The organism is Natrialba magadii ATCC 43099, from assembly GCF_000025625.1.
GTDB classification, from domain to species: domain Archaea; phylum Halobacteriota; class Halobacteria; order Halobacteriales; family Natrialbaceae; genus Natrialba; species Natrialba magadii.
Genome location: NC_013922.1, coordinates 407,312 through 424,604 on the forward strand (window position 1 = coordinate 407,312; position 17,293 = coordinate 424,604).

Annotated in this window: 21 protein-coding genes and 2 tRNA genes; 16 read left to right on the forward strand and 7 right to left on the reverse strand. The window is 63.4% G+C overall.

Features of this window, described 5'->3' with window-relative positions:
- Positions 1 to 61: 61 nt before the first annotated feature.
- Complete coding sequence (locus NMAG_RS01910) at positions 62 to 1,528, forward strand: RtcB family protein (RefSeq protein ID WP_012996357.1); 1,467 nt, start codon at positions 62 to 64, stop codon at positions 1,526 to 1,528.
- Positions 1,529 to 1,608: 80 nt separating this feature from the next.
- Here the strand turns inward: NMAG_RS01910 and NMAG_RS01915 are convergent, their stop codons facing one another.
- Positions 1,609 to 1,839 carry a hypothetical protein gene (locus tag NMAG_RS01915; RefSeq protein WP_004213948.1) on the reverse strand — a complete coding sequence of 77 codons (231 nt, stop codon included), beginning with the start codon at positions 1,837 to 1,839 and terminating at the stop codon, positions 1,609 to 1,611.
- 167 nt (positions 1,840 to 2,006) lie between these two features.
- On the opposite strand from NMAG_RS01915, the gene moaA reads away from it, so the two are divergent.
- Positions 2,007 to 3,032: a GTP 3',8-cyclase MoaA gene (moaA, locus tag NMAG_RS01920; RefSeq protein ID WP_004213949.1), complete on the forward strand. Its 1,026-nt coding sequence runs from the start codon at positions 2,007 to 2,009 to the stop codon at positions 3,030 to 3,032.
- A gap of 43 nt (positions 3,033 to 3,075) precedes the next feature.
- On the opposite strand, the gene NMAG_RS01925 is transcribed toward moaA, so the two are convergent.
- From NMAG_RS01925 to NMAG_RS01935, 3 genes are read right to left on the reverse strand one after another with little or no spacing between them, the layout of a single operon-like run.
- A complete protein-coding gene (locus tag NMAG_RS01925; protein ID WP_004213950.1) occupies positions 3,076 to 3,798 on the reverse strand; it encodes a DUF7519 family protein in 723 nt (240 codons plus the stop codon).
- Positions 3,795 to 5,849 carry a DUF58 domain-containing protein gene (locus tag NMAG_RS01930; protein ID WP_004213951.1) on the reverse strand — a complete coding sequence of 685 codons (2,055 nt, stop codon included), beginning with the start codon at positions 5,847 to 5,849 and terminating at the stop codon, positions 3,795 to 3,797. Before NMAG_RS01930 ends, NMAG_RS01925 begins: the two co-directional genes overlap by 4 nt.
- Positions 5,846 to 6,826 (reverse strand): DUF4129 domain-containing protein, encoded by a 981-nt coding sequence (locus NMAG_RS01935; protein ID WP_004213952.1) that lies wholly within the window; start codon positions 6,824 to 6,826, stop codon positions 5,846 to 5,848. The genes NMAG_RS01930 and NMAG_RS01935 overlap by 4 nt, the downstream gene beginning before the upstream one ends.
- A gap of 332 nt (positions 6,827 to 7,158) precedes the next feature.
- Between NMAG_RS01935 and NMAG_RS01940 the strand changes: the two genes are divergently transcribed.
- From NMAG_RS01940 to NMAG_RS22605, 14 genes are all read left to right on the forward strand, one after another.
- Positions 7,159 to 7,241: transfer RNA gene (locus NMAG_RS01940), tRNA-Ser, on the forward strand.
- Between the two features lie 72 nt (positions 7,242 to 7,313).
- A complete protein-coding gene (locus NMAG_RS01945) occupies positions 7,314 to 7,829 on the forward strand; it encodes a 30S ribosomal protein S13 (RefSeq protein WP_004213953.1) in 516 nt (171 codons plus the stop codon).
- On the forward strand, positions 7,829 to 8,350 hold the full coding sequence (locus tag NMAG_RS01950) for a 30S ribosomal protein S4 (protein ID WP_004213954.1): 522 nt from the start codon (positions 7,829 to 7,831) through the stop codon (positions 8,348 to 8,350). The genes NMAG_RS01945 and NMAG_RS01950 overlap by 1 nt, the downstream gene beginning before the upstream one ends.
- Before the next feature lies 1 nt (position 8,351).
- Positions 8,352 to 8,741, forward strand: coding sequence for a 30S ribosomal protein S11 (locus NMAG_RS01955; protein ID WP_004213955.1), 390 nt, complete (start codon positions 8,352 to 8,354; stop codon positions 8,739 to 8,741).
- A gap of 3 nt (positions 8,742 to 8,744) precedes the next feature.
- Positions 8,745 to 9,494 (forward strand): DNA-directed RNA polymerase subunit D, encoded by a 750-nt coding sequence (locus NMAG_RS01960; protein WP_004213956.1) that lies wholly within the window; start codon positions 8,745 to 8,747, stop codon positions 9,492 to 9,494.
- A gap of 154 nt (positions 9,495 to 9,648) precedes the next feature.
- A tRNA-Leu gene (locus tag NMAG_RS01965) sits at positions 9,649 to 9,733 on the forward strand.
- Between the two features lie 111 nt (positions 9,734 to 9,844).
- Positions 9,845 to 10,198, forward strand: a complete 354-nt coding sequence (locus NMAG_RS01970; protein ID WP_004213957.1) for a 50S ribosomal protein L18e — start codon at positions 9,845 to 9,847, stop codon at positions 10,196 to 10,198.
- The gene (locus NMAG_RS01975; RefSeq protein WP_004213958.1) at positions 10,195 to 10,650 is read left to right on the forward strand and encodes a 50S ribosomal protein L13; all 456 of its coding nucleotides are present in this window, start codon (positions 10,195 to 10,197) and stop codon (positions 10,648 to 10,650) included. Before NMAG_RS01970 ends, NMAG_RS01975 begins: the two co-directional genes overlap by 4 nt.
- Entirely contained in the window at positions 10,644 to 11,042 is a 399-nt protein-coding gene (locus NMAG_RS01980; RefSeq protein WP_004213960.1) for a 30S ribosomal protein S9, read from the forward strand. Before NMAG_RS01975 ends, NMAG_RS01980 begins: the two co-directional genes overlap by 7 nt.
- Before the next feature lie 12 nt (positions 11,043 to 11,054).
- Entirely contained in the window at positions 11,055 to 11,249 is a 195-nt protein-coding gene (locus NMAG_RS01985) for a DNA-directed RNA polymerase subunit N (RefSeq protein ID WP_004213962.1), read from the forward strand.
- An 8-nt stretch (positions 11,250 to 11,257) separates the two neighbouring features.
- On the forward strand, positions 11,258 to 11,434 hold the full coding sequence (locus NMAG_RS01990) for a DNA-directed RNA polymerase subunit K (RefSeq protein ID WP_004213963.1): 177 nt from the start codon (positions 11,258 to 11,260) through the stop codon (positions 11,432 to 11,434).
- Between the two features lie 3 nt (positions 11,435 to 11,437).
- The gene (gene eno / locus NMAG_RS01995; protein WP_004213964.1) at positions 11,438 to 12,649 is read left to right on the forward strand and encodes a phosphopyruvate hydratase; all 1,212 of its coding nucleotides are present in this window, start codon (positions 11,438 to 11,440) and stop codon (positions 12,647 to 12,649) included.
- Positions 12,646 to 13,437: a 30S ribosomal protein S2 gene (rpsB, locus tag NMAG_RS02000; protein ID WP_004213966.1), complete on the forward strand. Its 792-nt coding sequence runs from the start codon at positions 12,646 to 12,648 to the stop codon at positions 13,435 to 13,437. Before eno ends, rpsB begins: the two co-directional genes overlap by 4 nt.
- A 209-nt stretch (positions 13,438 to 13,646) precedes the next feature.
- Entirely contained in the window at positions 13,647 to 13,775 is a 129-nt protein-coding gene (locus NMAG_RS22605) for a hypothetical protein (protein ID WP_004213968.1), read from the forward strand.
- Between the two features lie 31 nt (positions 13,776 to 13,806).
- Here the strand turns inward: NMAG_RS22605 and NMAG_RS02005 are convergent, their stop codons facing one another.
- The 3 genes from NMAG_RS02005 to NMAG_RS02015 form a co-directional block, all read right to left on the reverse strand.
- Positions 13,807 to 14,877, reverse strand: coding sequence for a glycosyltransferase family 4 protein (locus NMAG_RS02005; RefSeq protein WP_004213969.1), 1,071 nt, complete (start codon positions 14,875 to 14,877; stop codon positions 13,807 to 13,809).
- Positions 14,878 to 14,899: 22 nt separating this feature from the next.
- Positions 14,900 to 16,105: a DUF354 domain-containing protein gene (locus NMAG_RS02010; RefSeq protein WP_004213970.1), complete on the reverse strand. Its 1,206-nt coding sequence runs from the start codon at positions 16,103 to 16,105 to the stop codon at positions 14,900 to 14,902.
- A 215-nt stretch (positions 16,106 to 16,320) separates the two neighbouring features.
- Positions 16,321 to 17,250 carry a thiamine-phosphate synthase family protein gene (locus NMAG_RS02015; protein ID WP_012996359.1) on the reverse strand — a complete coding sequence of 310 codons (930 nt, stop codon included), beginning with the start codon at positions 17,248 to 17,250 and terminating at the stop codon, positions 16,321 to 16,323.
- Positions 17,251 to 17,293 lie beyond the last annotated feature (43 nt).

The window sequence follows — 17,293 nt, forward strand, 5'->3', positions numbered from 1 at the left end:
GCCCGTGGGTAGTCGACTGGAGAGACGAACATCTTTCATCGTCGGGGTCGGAGTTTCGGGTATGAGCAACGACACGTTCGACGCCGACGGCATCACGCTCGAGCAAGTGCGTGAGTACGTCTGGGAGATACCACAGGAGGGGGACATGCGTGTTCCCGCGCGAGTGCTTGCCAGCGAGGCTCTGCTGGAGGAAATCAAGGAAGACAAGACACTCGAACAGATCACAAACACGACCCACCTGCCGGGGATTACCACCAACGCGATCTGTATGCCCGACGGCCACCAGGGCTACGGCTTCCCCGTTGGCGGGGTCGGCGCGCTGGACGCCGAGAACGGCTGCATCTCGCCGGGAGCTGTCGGCTATGATATCAATTGCGGCGTCCGGATGATGCGCACAAATCTGACGTACGACGAACTCAAGGGTCAAGAAGCGGAACTCGTCGACTCACTATTTGCAAACATTCCGTCAGGTCTGGGTGGTGGCGGCGTCGTCGAAGCCGGCGTCGACACCGTCGACGAGATCCTCGCCCGTGGCGTCGACTGGGCACTCGAGAACGGCCACGCAGTCGAGGACGATCTCCTGCACTGCGAGGACGAGGGGATGCGTGAGGGTGCCAAGCCGGAGAAAGTGAGCCAGAAGGCCAAGGATCGCGGGAAGAACCAGATCGGTTCGCTTGGCTCCGGAAATCACTTCCTCGAAGTCCAGCGCGTGACGGACATCTTTGACCCCGAAGTCGGCGAGGCGTTCGGACTCGAGGAAGACCAGATCGTCGTCCTGATCCACTGTGGCTCGCGCGGGCTGGGCCACCAGACGTGTAACGACTACCTTCGTAAGATCGAGCAACAGCATCAGGGCCTGCTGGACCAGTTGCCGGACAAGGAACTGGCTGCAGCGCCCGCGGGCTCACAGCTCGCCGAGGACTACTACGGTGCGATGAACGCGGCGATCAACTTCGCGTGGGTCAACCGTCAGCTGATTATGCACCGCACGCGGCAGGTGTTCGAGCGCGTCTTCGACCGCTCGTGGGAGTCGATGGAGATGGATCTGCTGTACGACGTGGCACACAACATTGCGAAGAAGGAGATGCACGAAGTCGATGGAGAAGAGCGCGAACTCTACGTCCACCGCAAGGGTGCAACGCGCGCGTTCCCCGCTGGCCACCCCGAGGTCCCGAAAGCATATCGCGACGTCGGCCAGCCGGTCATCATCCCCGGCAGCATGGGCGCGGGCAACTACGTTCTCCGCGGCGGCGAGAACTCTATGGACCTCACGTTCGGCTCCACCGCCCACGGCGCGGGGCGGCTGATGAGTCGTACCCAGGCGAAAAACGAGTTCTGGGGCGGCGACGTACAGGACGAACTCGAGGAGCAGGAGCAGATTTACGTGAAGGCACAGTCGGGTGCGACGGTGGCCGAGGAAGCGCCGGGCGTCTACAAGGACGTCGACGAGGTCGTCCGTGTCTCGGACGAGTTGGGTATCGGCGACAAGGTTGCGCGGACGTTCCCGGTCTGTAACATCAAGGGATAGCGGTCGCTGTCGGGCGTTCTCGTCTCGGTAGGGCTGCGACTGCGACTGTAACTACAACTGCAATTGCAACTGCGCCACGTTCACTTGAGGCGGAACGGATTGTCGTCCGTTTCGTCCTCGCTTTCATCGCTGCTGTCCGCTCCATCGCTCTCGTAGGGTTTTCGGGCGGTGATCGTCACCGTGGCCTCGGGAGCGTCCTCGTCGGACCACGGGCTGTCGTAGGCTGAGAGTTCGAGATCGGTCACGTCCCAGCCGGCGGCTTCGATTTGTTCGACGAGTTCGCGCTGGTCGGAGAGCATCGCATCGTCCATAGGCGGCGTACGCTGCTCGTCGGTGTAGTTCTTCTGTCGGCAGTATCGACCCGCGCTCGATTTTGTCACCGATTCCGTCTACTGCCTGGACAATACGTAACTGAAATGGGTTACGTCGAGCAGAAATACCCGGCGCGCTTAAGCGGTTTCGACCGAAACGGGATGGTATGCTCACCGACGAGTTCGGGCGCGAGGTGACCGGGGTTCGCGTCTCGCTCACCGATCGGTGTAACTTTGACTGCGTCTACTGTCACAACGAGGGCCTCGGCGACACTCGCGGACCGATGGATCCACAGGACGACGAGATGGAAACCGACGACGTCGTCCGGTTTCTCGAGGTGGCTGCCGAGTTCGACGTCGACGCCGTCAAGTTCACTGGTGGCGAGCCAATGCTTCGCCAGGACCTGACGGAGATCATCGAACGCACCCCCGAACAGATGGAAGTCTCGCTGACGACGAACGGCACGTTTCTCCCCGGCCGTGCCGAGGAACTGGTCGACGCCGGCCTCGACCGGGTCAACGTCTCCCAGGACGCACTCGACCCCGAGGACTTCGCCGCCGTCACGAAAAGCGGCGCGTACGACAAGGTACTCGAGGGCGTCGACGCTGCACTCGAGGCGGGACTGGATCCGGTCAAGCTCAACATGGTCGTTTTCGAGCACACGGCGGGCTACGTGCCGGAGATGGTCGACCACGTCGCCGAGAACGAGGGGCTGCAACTCCAGTTGATCGAGTACATGCCCGAGCTGACGGGTCGGCCGGAGTGGAACATCGATATCCAGCGCGTTCACGACTGGCTGGCCGAGCAGGCCGCCGAAATCGAGCACCGAGAGATGCACGACCGGAAACGGTACTGGATCGAGAGCGACGACGGCGTCGACAGCGAGGGTGATGATGGAGACGAGAACAGCAGTGGCCGCGGCATGGTCGAAATCGTCGACCCCGTCGAGAACCCGACATTCTGTGCGAACTGCCACCGGGTTCGGGTCACCCACGAGGGCTACCTGAAGGGCTGTCTCAACCGGAACGACGACCTCAAACCGATGGGCGAGATGACCAAACCCAAGATCCGCGAGGCGTTCCGAGAGGTCGTCGCGAATCGCGTTCCGTACTACGGCGAGTACATGATCCGAAACGGCGACGGCGAGTGGGAAGTCAACGACAAATACATCGAAGGATACGCACAGAGCTGAGTGTTTGGTGTCACTGCGTTAGTTTCTACACAGATCGATCCCCCTAGCGCGGCGGCCGATTCCGTGCGCCGCTGTGTCGTCGCTGATCCGAGTCATCCGACCGGTTCGTACCCAGTCCAACCGTGATGAGCGCAGCCGCGAGCAACAGCAGCGCCACCGCCGCGGTCGGCTGCCCGCTTGCACCGAAGACGTAGACGCCGTAGCCGATCGTCCCCGCGAGGAGACCAACCAGCAGACTCGAGCCAAGCTGGACGATCTCGAGTCGGATCGTGCGCGCTTCCCGGCCGAGCTGGGAACCGAGATCGAGTCCGCTGTGCCCGAGGTCCCACGCGAGGACGGTCGCGACGGTGCCGGCGATCAGCGGCTCGACCACGGGCGTCTCGATACCGGCGAGGATGAGCGTCGCGAAGATGACCAGCGCGCCACCGTCGATGACTCGTGGCCGTCCTCGCAGGAGTCCGATAGCGAGTGCGAGCGCGCCGAGTACGGCGACGCCGAACACGGCCAGATCAGTGCCGGGCACGAAGAGCGTCGCCGCGGCTGCGACGAACGCGGCACCGAACGCACAGCCACTCGAGAAGACCGTCGGTTTTCGGGTAAGTGAGACGGGTCCGGCGTCGTCATCTGCGTCGGCCTTGGCTTCAGCTTCCGCGTGTTGGTCGGCACCCATTGCGTGCTCGCCGTTCGATGTCTCCCCGACCTGATCCCCGGCTGGGCCTGTCGCCGGTCCTGCGGATTCCGCGTGCGTTCCGTCTTGCGGCGTCATCGGCGACCACCTCGTCCCGCCGCGTGGCGTGCGAACACCTCGTCGATCGAGTCCGTCGGTTGCCAGTCGATGACTGGAATGCCAACCTGCTGCAGGTCGAACCGTCGAACGCGGCGGGCGGTCGCTGCCATCTGGTGGCCGATCGTCCGATCGGCCGTTGGGTCCGGACTCACGACTGTTACGGCGTGGCCGCGCGCGTCGAGTCGCCGGGCGATTGTCGTCGCCATCGAGTCACAGAGCGGCGAGAGAAACACGATCTGGGTCTCCGCCGAGAGCCGTCGGCGAATCGTCCGCAACTGCGAGAGCCACCGACTCTCCGTCGCTGGCGGCATTGTCTCGAACTGCGGGTGTGTCGCGAGTAGCTCCTGGAACCGAATCTCGTGATCCCGGCCCGACGCCGGAGCGAGCCAGCACGGCTCCGACATCGACGCAGCCGACTCTGTTTCGTCGCGACCGACGGGGCCGATTCCTGCCAGTCCGACAGTGTCTCCCTCGGCGAGCAGCGAGGCGGCGATGCGACCCGCTGCGGCGACCGAGCGATCGACCGCGTGGGCTGCGTCCGGTTCGGGTGCGAGGAACGACCGTTTTCGCGCATCGACGAGGACGACGACGCGGGCCGCCCGCTCCTCGTGGAACGAGAGCGTCGCAAGCTCGCCGGACTTCGCTCGCCGATTCCAGTCGATACGCGAGAGCGGGTCGTTCGGCCGGTACTCCCGAACGGAGTGAAACGTCGTCCCGGATCCCCCCTCGGTCGTCGTCAGCCGACCCGCGAACGAGGCCGCCGTCGTCCGAAGCGGCACCGGCGCGGCAACCGGCCGAAGTTCGGGTTCGCAGACAACCGTCGTCTCCGCCCCGACGAAACACTCGCGCTCGGTCGACCGCGAGAGGTCACGCACGAGCGCGAGCGCGGGATCGAATTCGTGCTTGCCACGCTGGACAGTGACGGTGTACTCGAGCCCCACCGACTCGCCGGGGCGAAGCGCGGTCCCGAGGCGACTCGAGCCCTCGGTGACGGCGAGACCGGGTGGAACGCCGTCGACGAAGCGGAGGTCCGGAACGAAGCGCGAACCGGTGTTCGTGAGCGTGACCTGGACGGTGATTTCGTCGCCGGGATCGGGTTCCTCGTCGCTCAGGGTGCGTTCGATCTCGAGTGCTGGCTCGGGCGGCTCGAAGGCGCGGGCGAAGCCGGCATAGCCGATGCCGACGACGCCGGCGAGGACGACGCCGGGTGCCTCAGCGAGCGTGCCGATGCCGATGGCGAGGAGGGCGACGGCACCGATGCCGGTCCAGTAGCCGGTCTGTCGCTTTCGACGGGTTGTCGTGTCTGCTACCGACCGGTTCGTGGTTCGGCGTGGGGTGTCATCGGTCGTCTGTGCGCTGGTGCGGTGTTGGTAGACGTACTGCGGGAGAGCGTGCTCGGGGGTGGTGTGGCTGTCATCCCCAGTTGTGCCCCCGCTGTCACCGTCGGTCGTGTCATCGGTCCCACGACCAGCCCCCCTGTAGCCGACTGCAGCAATCGCAGCAACGGTGTGTCGGACGCTCCGCTGGAACGTCGTCTGTCCATCGATGGCTGTTCGAAGACGACTCACCACCGACCGTGACGGCAATTCGACCGACTCCGAGAGGAACGCGGCAGCGATCCGGTCGTCCGTCCAGGAACCGCGTTCGAGCCGATCGGTCGCTTCGGCCACCGACTCACCGTTGAATCTCGTTAGCACTGCGACGGCCGCAGCCCGGAGCCCATCGATCGTTCGTCGACCGTGTACGGTGTAGCCGTCTGTCGCCCGCTGGAAGGCCGCAAGCGACTGCGAAAATGACTCGCCAGGAACTGCGACTGCCGTTCGGCGCTCGGGTTCGACGCTCGCCGAGCCAGGTGACTGCTCGAGTCCCCGCCGCAGGCCGAGCGCACGAAGCCCGATCAGTACCGCGAGCAGCCCCACCCCGAGAATCACGCTTTCACCGATGGTGAACTCGAGTACTCCGACCATGACTGCGATACCGATCGCAAGCGCGAGGAGGCCAAGCAGGAGCGGTGTGCGCCGGATATTCATGTGCTGTCGCCTCCCGGGTGATCGGATGGGCCGACCTGCTGGCTCGCAGAGTGGGTGTCGGCGCTGTCGTCACCGTACGTCACTTCGATTTCACGGAGGATCGAGACGGCTCGCTTCTCGAGTTCGGGTGTCGTCTCGGTAGTACCGTAGCGGACGTCTTCGAACAGGTGCGTGAGTTCGTCGACGTGCTGTCGGTCGAGTCCGGCGTCGATAGCTGCGGTGGCGAACTCACCGGGCGTGCTCGACTCGGGTCGGTCGACGTCGAGGGGCTGGGTCATCTCGCGCCAGGCGCGATAGATTTCGTTATCGACATCGTCCGTGTCGTCGAGTCGGTCTGCGGCCCGGCCGGCGGCGGAGCCAACGGCGAGGGCGTCTTCGTTCTGTTGCTGGCCCTCATCTTCGGGTGGCGCCACCGCTCCTGGCTCGGTTTCCTCACCGGAGCCGCGCGTGAGAAACACGCCGGCGACGAAGATGGCCGTGATAATCGCGAGGACGGCGACCAGCGCGTTCGTTGGAACGAGGTCGGTTCTTTCGCCGTCGCCGCTCCCGGGCGCTGCGGGTTCGCCGTTCTCGTCGCCGGGGATCATCTCGTCCGCAAGTGATGGGTCACCCGCCTCGAGGAACAGGTAGACGAGTGCCATTCCGATAAGCGCCATCACGAGGCCGATAGCGATCAGCTTCACCGCTTCGCGCCGATTTGCGAGCAGATACCAGACTGCTGCAATCACCCCGATGATGACGATCGCGTAGATGAGGTACTCGAGAAACGTCGGAATTTCAGGGGCGGTTGCGGGGTCTTCGGGAGGTGGCGGCTGCTCGATGGGGTCACCGCCGCCGTCGCCGTTACCACTGCCGGGTGCGGAGCCGCCCGAGCCACCGGTTTCGAGCGGTGAGTCGATCGTCGCGGCGACGAGTGCGACTGCAACGATACCGCCGATGGCGGCGAGCACTCGGATGAGGAGGTTGTTTCTGGACACCGATTGTGCGGTTCTTGTGTCGCATCGATAATAAGTGAGTTCATGGGATGGGATAGGGTGGTTGTGAGTCAGTGTGTAGTTTGGTAGCTGTGAGCGGGTGTGGTTGCTTGGTAGCTGTGAGTGGGTGTGGTTGCTTGATAGCTGTGAGCGGGTGTGGTTGCTGGGTGTCGTACTGCGTCTGTGTGGGAGGTCGTGTGTCGCAATTCCACACGAGGGCGACGATTCGTCGCCACCTTTCGTTGCGCTTAAGTACTCGACGGGGGTAGGTTCGGGTGCGATACGTGTAGGGGACGCAGTCCCCGAGTCCGAGAGGGCGATGATAGAGACACGGTGTCGTGGTAGCCAAGCGGCCCAAGGCGCATGGTTGCTAACCATGTGGCGTCAAGCCTCCGGGGTTCGAATCCCCGCCACGACGTCGGATATACCCGAGACTGGCACCTTTGCCAGTCGATTGCACCGCTGCAGACCAGACACTGATACACGACATATGAGCGCGGAAGAACCCCAAGAGCAAGAGGACGAAGACCTGCAGTACTTCGTCCGCATCGGTCAAACCGACCTTGACGGGACGAAGTCCGTCGAGCGCTCGCTGTCGGAGATGAACGGGATCGGTCGCCGGACCGCCCGACTCATCGCCGAGAAAGCGGGTGTCGACCGAACGGCGACGTTCGGCCGACTCGACGAGGACGTCATCGACGAGGTCGTTACACTCGTAGAGAACTACGCCGAGGAAGTTCCGGACTGGCTCAACAACCGCCAGAACGACTTCTACAGCGGCGAAACAACCCACGAGATCGGCAACGATCTCCAGCTAAGCCGTCAGCACGACATCAACCGGATGAAGATGATCGACTCCTACAAGGGTGTGCGCCACAAGCGCGGACAGAAGGTCCGCGGACAGCGCACCAAGTCCACCGGTCGTACGGAAGGGACCATCGGAGTCAACGTCGAAGAAATCCGCGAAGAGCAGGCTGAAGGCGGCGACGAGGAGGGTGACGAATAATGCCACTCGGAACCGACACCAAGCAGTACGAGACGCCGAACCACCCATACCAGGGTGAACGGATCTCCACCGAGCACTCCCTGCTCGACCGCTACGGCCTGAAGAACAAAGAAGAGCTCTGGCGAGCACAGTCCGAACTTCGCTCCTACCGGCGCGAGGCTCGTGACCTGCTCGGCCAGGCACAGGGTGACGAGGCAGTCCAGCGCCGCTCCGAGGAGTTCCTCGGACGCCTGAAGCGCGTCGGCATCCTCGACGAGGCAGACGAACTCGGCGACATTCTGTCGCTCGAGGTCGAGGACGTCTTAGAGCGCCGTCTCCAGACGGTTGCCTACCGCAAGGGTCTCGCGAACACGCCACAGCAGGCGCGACAGTTCATCATCCACGGCCACGTGGTCGTCGGTGACCAGCGCCACCGTGTTCCATCGTACGTCGTCGACGTCGACGAGGAGGACCTCGTCGCGTTCGACGAGACCAGCCCACTCGCGGACGACCTCCACCCAGAGCGAGCGGAGGGTCAGTAACATGAGTCAGGACGACGAAAAGTGGGGCGTAGCCCACGTGCACGCATCGTTCAACAACACCATCATGACCGTGACGGACCTCACGGGCTCGGAGACGATCACGAAGTCCTCCGGCGGAACTGCCGTCAAGCAGAACCGCGACGAGGCATCGCCGTACGCCGCGATGCAGATGGCAGAATCCGTCGCCGAAGAGGTCAAGGCTGCCGGCATCACGGGTCTGCACGTTCGCGTGCGTGGCCCTGGCGGCAACCTCCAGAAGTCCCCCGGTCCAGGCGCGCAGGCAACGATCCGCGCACTCGCCCGCTCGGGCATCGAGATCGGCCGTATCGAGGACGTTACGCCGATCCCACACGACGGATCGCGCGCACCCAAAGGAAAGGGCGGCTACTAGACCATGAGTGCAGAGTACGACGTCGAGTTCGTCGAACGCGAGGAACGTGACGCACGCTTCCTCGTCCAGGGCATCACGCCCGCGTTCGCCAACGGGATTCGACGCGCGATGCTTGCAGACGTGCCGACGATGGCGATCGACACCGTTCGATTCGTCGAGAACTCGTCGGTCATGTTCGACGAGCAGCTCGCGCTTCGACTCGGGCTCGTTCCGCTGACGACGCCGCCTGTCGGCGAGTTCGTCGAGGACGACACCGTGACGCTCTCGATCGACGTCGAAGGGCCAGCAACCGCCTACTCGGGCGATCTCGTCTCGAGCGACGACCTCGTCCAGCCCGCAGACGAGAACGTCCCGATCATCGACCTCAAAGACGGACAGCGTCTCGAGGCCGAGGCGGACGCCGTGCTCGACCGCGGTAAGGACCACGCAAAACACCAGGGCGGTGTTGCAGTCGGCTACCGTCACCTACAGCGTGTCGCCGCCGTCGAGGACCTTCCTGAATTCGAGGACCCAGACCGCCGCATCGTTCGCGGTGTCATCGAAGAGGACGGCGAACTCGTTCCAACGAGCGAGTTCGACCACGACCTCTCGAATCGGTACCCTGGAAAGGAAGTTACACTCGAGGACGTGCCAAACTCGTTCGTTTTCCACGTGGAGACGGACGGCTCGTTCTCGGTCGAGGAGCTGGTCACACGCGCCGCCGACACGATCGAATCGCGCGCGACTGAACTCGAAAACGCAGTACAGCTATAACGACAGATGAACCCACGCCCCCGATCCAACCGATACGACCGCGAGTTTGCTTTCAGCGGCGCCGTGAGCGACGAGACCGCTGCTGGCACTCGCGGACGCGGAGAAGCTGGAATCGAAAGGGGTTTGAAGGGGCGACGGGTAGACGGAAGTGCGAGCAGGGATAGCCAAGTCAGGCCAACGGCGCAGCGTTCAGGGCGCTGTCTCGTAGGAGTCCGCAGGTTCAAATCCTGCTCCCTGCATCACTTCTCGTCAGCAGTGTATCGGTCATCGCGTTCGAGAGCATCGAGCAGCGATCATCGATTCCACTCGACACGTCTCTCGTGTCGATCACGCAGATTTGGAGGAAACCAATGAGTAGCAAGACCAATCCGAGGCTCAACGATCTTATCGCCGAGCTGAAGTCGACGTCCCGCGAAACGGACGCCGACGTCTGGCAGGACATTGCGGATCGTCTCGAAAAGCCCCGGCGCACCCACGCTGAGGTCAACCTGGGCCGTATCGAGCGATACGCACGCGAGGAAGAGACTGTCGTCGTTCCCGGCAAGGTGCTGGGCTCCGGCGCACTACAGAAGAACGTTACCGTCGCCGCCGTCGATTTCTCTTCGTCCGCAGAGACGAAGATCGACCAGGTCGGCGAGACAGTACCGCTCGAGCACGTGCTCGAAGAGAACCCTGATGGGGCAAACGTACGGGTGATTCGATGAGTGCAAGCATCGCAGAGTTCGACGCAGACATCGTCGTCGACGCCGGCGACTGTATTCTTGGTCGTGTCGCCAGTCAGGTCGCCCAGCGCGCCCTGGACGGCGAGCGCGTCGCAATCGTCAACGCTGAAGACGCCGTTATTACCGGCGACAAAGAAGACATCTTCGGCACCTACCGCAAGCGACTCCAGCTGGGGTCCGACCGCGGGCCGTACTACCCCAAGCGACCGGACACGATCTTCAAGCGCTCCGTTCGTGGCATGCTGCCGTACAAGAAGCCACGCGGCCGCGAAGCGCTCGACAACGTCCGTGTCTACGTCGGCAACCCGTACGAGGATGACGACGACCGCGAGGCCGAGATCCTCGAGGACACGTCGCTGGACCGACTTTCGAACATCCGCTTCGTCCATCTGGGCGAAGTCTCCGACCAACTCGGTGCTAACGTTACATGGTAACCAACACGAGTGGCAAGAAGAAGACGGCCGTCGCCCGCGCAACCGTAAGCGAGGGTGAGGGTCGTGTCCGTATCAACTCGAAGCCAGTCGAACTGGTCGAACCCGAGATGTCCCGGCTCAAGATGCTCGAGCCATTCCGCATCGCAGGCGACGACCTGCGTGACGGGATGGACATCGACGTCCGCGTCGAAGGTGGCGGTATCAGCGGTCAGGCAGACGCCGTCCGCACCGCTATCGCACGCGGAATCGTCCAGCATTCGAACGACGCCGAACTCCGCGACGCGTTCATGGAGTTCGACCGTTCGCTGCTGGTCAACGACGTTCGCCAGTCCGAACCAAAGAAGTGGGGCGGCCCCGGCGCTCGGGCCCGCTACCAGAAGTCCTACCGCTAAGGTGATTCAAGCATGATGGTACCGGTTCGGTGTTTCACCTGTGGCACGGTCGTCGGCGAACACTGGGAAGAGTTCGACGAACGAGCGAACGAGGGCGATGAGGACCCCGAAAAGGTCCTCGACGAACTCGGTGTCGACCGCTACTGCTGTCGGCGCATGCTCGTCAGTCACACTGACCTGGTCGACGTCGTCTCCCCTTACCAGTAACAGCAACAATGCAACAACAACGCCACAACCGCTACGAGAAAGCCCGTATCCTCGGTGCACGCGCACTGCAGGTTTCCTACGGCGCACCGGTGTTGACCGAGTCCGATCAGACCGAGCCGATCCTGATCGCCGCCGAGGAGTACGACGCCGGCGTGTTGCCGTTTACGGTCAAGCGAGGCGAGTAAGCGATGACGCTCATCACCGACGTACGACTCCGACGTGTGCTCGATTCGCGTGGGAACCCGACGGTCGAAGCCGACGTTCTTACCGAGAGCGGCGGCTTTGGCCGTGCCGCGGCACCGAGCGGTGCCAGCACCGGCGAGTACGAAGCCGTCGAGCGACCGCCCACCGAGGCGATCGCAGCGGCCCGCGAACACGCCGTTCCGCGACTCGTCGGTGAGGCCTACGCTGGTAACCAGCGCGAGGTCGACTCGATTCTCCACGCCGCAGACGGCACGGACGACTTCTCGAAAATCGGCGCAAACAGCGCCGTCGCCATCTCGATGGCCGCCGCGAAGGCCGGTGCCGACGTGCTTGGCGCGCCGCTGTTCCAGCACTTAGGCGGTGCCTTCCGTGGTGAGAACTTCCCGATTCCGCTCGGTAACGTCGTCGGCGGCGGCGAACACGCCGCAGACGCAACGGACATTCAGGAGTTCCTCACAGCACCCGTCGGCGCACCAAGTGTCGCTGACGCCGTCTTCGCGAACGCTGCCGTCCACGGCGCTGTCGCAGACCTACTCGAGGAGCGTGACGTTCCGTCGGGCAAGGGCGACGAGGGTGCGTGGGCACCGTCGATCGAGGACGAGGACGCCTTCGAGATCGTCGACGAGGCGGTTTCGCAGGTCGAAGACGACGTTGGCTTCGAGATCCGATTCGGGCTCGACGTTGCCGCGGCCGAGATGTACGATGCCGACTCGGAAACCTACGAGTACGAGTCAGCAGGCATCAGCCGCGACACGGACGAGCAGATCGAGTACATCGCCGACCTCGTCGACGAGTACGATCTGGTCTACGTCGAGGATCCGTTCGACGAAAACGACTACGAGGCGTTTGCTGAACTCACCGACAACGTTGGTGACCAGACGCTGATCTGTGGCGACGACCTGTTCGTGACGAACACGGACCGACTCGCCGACGGCATCGACCAGGGTGCGGCAAACAGCATCCTGATCAAGCCGAATCAGATCGGCACGCTGACTGACGCCTTCGACGCGATCGAACTCGCGACCGAGAACGGGTATGACTCGGTTGTCTCACACCGCTCGGGCGAAACGGAGGATACGACGATCGCACACCTCGCCGTCGCGACCGACGTCCCGTTCATCAAGACGGGTGCCGTCGGCGGCGAGCGAACCGCCAAGCTCAACGAGCTCATCAGAATCGCAGACGACGCGACATGACAGACGACAACGCAACCCAGGAAGGGCTCGACGCTGCCGAAGAGGAGATCGACGAGGAGCCAGCAGAAGGTGCTGGCCCCGCCGCCGATCCCGAGGAAGACGTCGAGCCAGTTGACGAACAGTCCGCTGAGGCTGACGCCGAGGCAGAACCAGCAGCGGAGGAAGACACGGGTCCAACCCTCGACGACGACGTAATGTCCGACGAGGAGGCCGACCTGCTCATCCCCGTTGAGGACTACCTCGGTGCCGGTGTTCACATCGGTACCCAGCAAAAGACCAACGACATGGAGCGGTTCATCCACCGCGTCCGCACCGACGGTCTCTACGTCCTCGACGTTTCGAAGACCGACGGCCGTATCCGCACGGCCGCGGACTTCCTCTCGAACTACGACCCAGAACAGATTCTGGTCACGTCTTCGCGCCAGTACGGTCGCTTCCCGGCAGAGAAGTTCGCCGAGGCTGTGGGTGCTCGCGCCCGCACCGGCCGCTTCATCCCCGGAACGCTGACCAACCCCAAGTACGACGGCTACATCGAACCCGATGTCGTCGTCGTCACTGACCCGATCGGTGACGCCCAGGCAGTCAAAGAGGCGATCACGGTCGGGATCCCAGTCATCGCGATGTGTGACTCGAACAACCAGGTCAGTAACGTCGACCTCGTCGTCCCGACGAACAACAAGGGTCGCAAGGCCCTCTCGGTCGTCTACTGGCTGCTCGCAAACGAGGTCCTCGACCGTCGCGGCGCAGAGCCGTCCTACTCGCTCGAGGACTTCGAGAGCGGCGTCTAACGTAGTTTCGAGAGTTTCTCGTTCCAGTTCGTTCCAGCGTGTTGCTGGCCGTTTTCTTCGTCGTTCCAGTCCGTGCGCTGGCGGTTGTGCGCCGCGTAGCCGCTGTGATATCTTATCCACACAGTGCAAGCCACCAGCGACTACCGGTGTTCGGTCGCAACTGACGAGCGAAGGAATTAGGTAGGTGCCACGACGAGTACCGATATCAGATGTACGACCTGCTGTTTACCTTCGAGGAGGAACGACTTCCCCCCGCAGTCATCTTCGCGACCGGTGCGCTGATCGCTGTCTTCGTGCTCGGTCTGCTCTACCGCGGTGTGGCGTTCGCACTGTTCTAGCGCTGCCAGCCTGGGGTCAGTATAGGACGGGTCAGTCGCCGTCCAAAGACGGAGACACTCCCGTCTGCTGTGCTGATTGACTGTTCTGCCGTCTGTCCTCACCCGCAAGACACTCCTCGTACACCGCCCGAAGCCGCTCGCCCATCGTCTCCGCCGTATACGAGGCGAGTTTCTCCCGGCCATCCGAGGGCTCGCCGGACTCGAGTACCCTCGCCAGGTCACGCACCAGATTGTCCTCGCCGAGTGTGACCGATGCGTTCGACACGTCCCCAAGCACCTCCCGGGCAAAGCCGACGTCACGCGCGACGACTGGCGTGTTGCACGCGGCGGCTTCCTTGACGGTCATCGGACCGCTTTCGAAGCGTGAGGTGAGGATGACTGCGTCCGCGGCGTTCAGGTAGTATGGCATCTCCTCGTAGGGTTCGTTGGCAACGGTTTTGAGGGTGATGTCAGCGTCGGAGTCGGAGTCGGAGTCGGACTCGAGTACCCCCGCTACACCATCGACCACCCGTCTGGCGAGTGGGAAATTCTTCTCGTCTCGCGAGGGGGCGTACGGGAAGAGGACGATTTGCGTGTCCTGGTCCCAGCCGACGCGCTCGCGAGCCTCGGTTTTCGGAATCGGGCGGAACATCTCGGTGTCGACTGGGAACGGGATTACGTCGCAGGGGCAATCGACGCGTTCGGCCATGGCGTTCGAGGGGACGATCACGCGGTCAGTTCGGGCGACGGCGCGTTTGATCAGCGGTTCGTAGGGATTGGCACGGTACTCGCCGCCCCAGAGGGTACAGACGACGGGGAGTCGTCCGTTCGTTCGTCCCGAGCGACCGATGCTCGGACATCTCGACGCGGCCAGCGCAAAGGGAATTGTCAGCCCGTAATTCGCGTGAATCAGGTCGTACTCCCCGCGGGCTTCCCGGAGTACCTGCGGAAGGTACCGAGCGTAGTTGGCTATCGTCCGCTGGCGAATCTCGTCGTCGACCGCGCGGTGCTCGCCCGGGACCGGGAGAGTCGTGACCTCGATGCCGACGGACTCGAGTGCAGTGCGCTGGGACTGGTAGAAACTTCGCCAGGCGGTTGTGGTGAGGTTCAGGACGCGTATCATGGTTTCTGTGCTGGTCAGTGTCTCAGTTCCGGTTCACCGATGGCCGGTCCGGCCTCGGCGGGGATTCTGTTTCTGGACATGGTCCGGGGTGATTCAGAGCCTCAGATCCGGCGTCGGAACCGGAGCTGGGTCCAGAACCGGACGCTGCCAGCGTCGGTCCCGAATCCCGGTCCTCGGGCGTCGGCTCAGGTACGTCCGCGAGAATCTGGCTGAGAATGTACTGCGTGACATCGATTTTCGTCGCGAGCAGCGCCTCGCGTCTGTCTGCCCAGTTCGACGCGGCGCTCGGATCGCGATAGAGTCGCGTCAGTTCGCGAATCGCCGTCGTCTCGTGATCCGTATGAAACGAGCGGACGAGGCCGTACTCTGCGAGTTCGCGGAACTTCCCCATCTCCGACGTGCCGGCGAAGGGGCTGATTCGAACGGTCGGCGTTCCGAGGAGGCCGGCCTCGAGTGTCGTTGTCGCGACCTCGCCGACGACGAGGTCGGCGAACGCGAGCAGGTGATGAAAGTCAGCCGGCGGGACAGGCAACGGTTCCGCGCTGGTTGGCAGCGGACCATCTCCCTCGTCGGCGACGAAGACGCGGCCGTCGGTGGCGAGTTCGTCGACGATTTCGTGTCGCCCAGCGGCCGAGATCCCGGACTTTCCGATGTCGTGATTGCCGTTCCACGCACCAAATCGGAGGACGGCGTACCGGTCGTCGGGATCGACACCGTGGGTGCGCAGCCGATCCGGATCGGGGTCGAACCGGTCGGGGTGGAGGTACGCCAGTTCGTGGTAGCCGGGATACCTGACGTGCTCGGCGTCGTACGTCTCGCGGAAGCTCTCGGGCGTGTAGAGCACGTCCGTAAACGGGATCGTGAGCCGATTCCCGCCGTTGATCGTCGTCTCGGTGTCGATGTAGACGTGACTCTCCGCACCGACCAGTGTCCCGACGTGGGTGGCGGCGATACCGTGGCTGGTCAGGATGTAGTCCGGATCGATCGCTCGCGCTCGACGGAGGAGCCGGGCCTCGTAACAGAGCTGCGTCAGTCCGAGACCGAGCCAGCCTCGTGGCTCCCCGCAGAGCAGTTCGTGGTCGATCTCGTAGGCGTCGAGTAACTCCCCCACCACGCCCTTCTCGCGGGCGAACACGAACACGTCGTGGCCCGCCGACTCGAGTTCACCTACGACGTGCTTGAAGAAGTGCACGTTCGCCGCGTGCTGTATTGTGATCACGATGTCCATCGTGTGTACTCAGTTCGGACATCCCGTCCAGCGTCTATTACTAGCTACCCGATAGAACAGTCGCGTGTGCTGAAACGGTCATCAGTGGCGTGAACCGGACGTGAAACAGTTTCAAACCGAGATTCCTCCCCGCATAAGGGACGAGGGGTCCTCGCTACCGCAGGGTGAAATGCATGACTGAGTCCCGGCTCACGCGATTCCCACGCCTCGCGCCACTACCGCCCGTCCATCGCTTCGTCGACCAACTCCCCGAGCACCGTGACCGCGTCCTCGGCCGTTTCGCCAAACACGAACGTCGTCGGCTCGATTCCGAACGCGCCGCAGTGGTAGGCGACCCGTGGCACCGCACCTCGCTCCGCGAACCGTTCCCGGAGGTGTGTCCCACGGTCTTCGTACTCTGCGTCGAACTCGAGTGGCTCGTAGCCAAGCGCCTCCGCAGCGCCGAGAAGGTCGTCGTCCGTCGCGATGTTGAGCGCGCCGCGAACGTCGGGGTCGGTATCCTGTGCAGCAAGAACTGCTGTTGCAACGTGTTTCGACGCGCCGAACTCCGGATTTGCAGGGATTTCGATACGTCCACTCATCGCGTAGATACGGCCGGGAATGGCAGCGACATCAGTTTCGTCGCGCGCTTCGGGAAGTGCCATGCCGATGTTCGTGCCGACGTTCGGGACGAGTGCTGCCATGCCCGGTGTCGACGCGAGCGTTCGGGCGGCCGTACGGACGGTGGCGAGGACATCCCGTTCGGCTCGCACGTCAGGGTCGAAGCCGCGAACACAGAGGTCACAGCCAAGCCCCTGGAGTTCGGGCATCTCCTCCTCGTGGAGTTCACAGATCGGGCCGCGGTCCTCGAGTGTGCGCACGAGCGAGAGCAGTTCTGCGAGTGCGTCGTAACCGTCCATCTGCCCGCTCGCGAGTCCGTCGGCGATTCGATCGACCGTTGCAATCGTTTCGGGATCGTCACGGAAGCGGTCGTCGCCGCCGTTTGCACCGCTTATATACTTGCTCACTGCCGCCTGGGTGACGCCGAGATTGGCGGCGATTTCCTGCTGGGTCATCCCGCGCTCGGCGAGCTGGGTCGCGAGCATCGCACGAACCGTCGGCAGAAACCGGTCGACGACGAGTTCGCTCGGCAAGACGAGAGTCATGCCACCGGGTTCGAACGTCACCGGCTTAAATTCGCCTCCACGG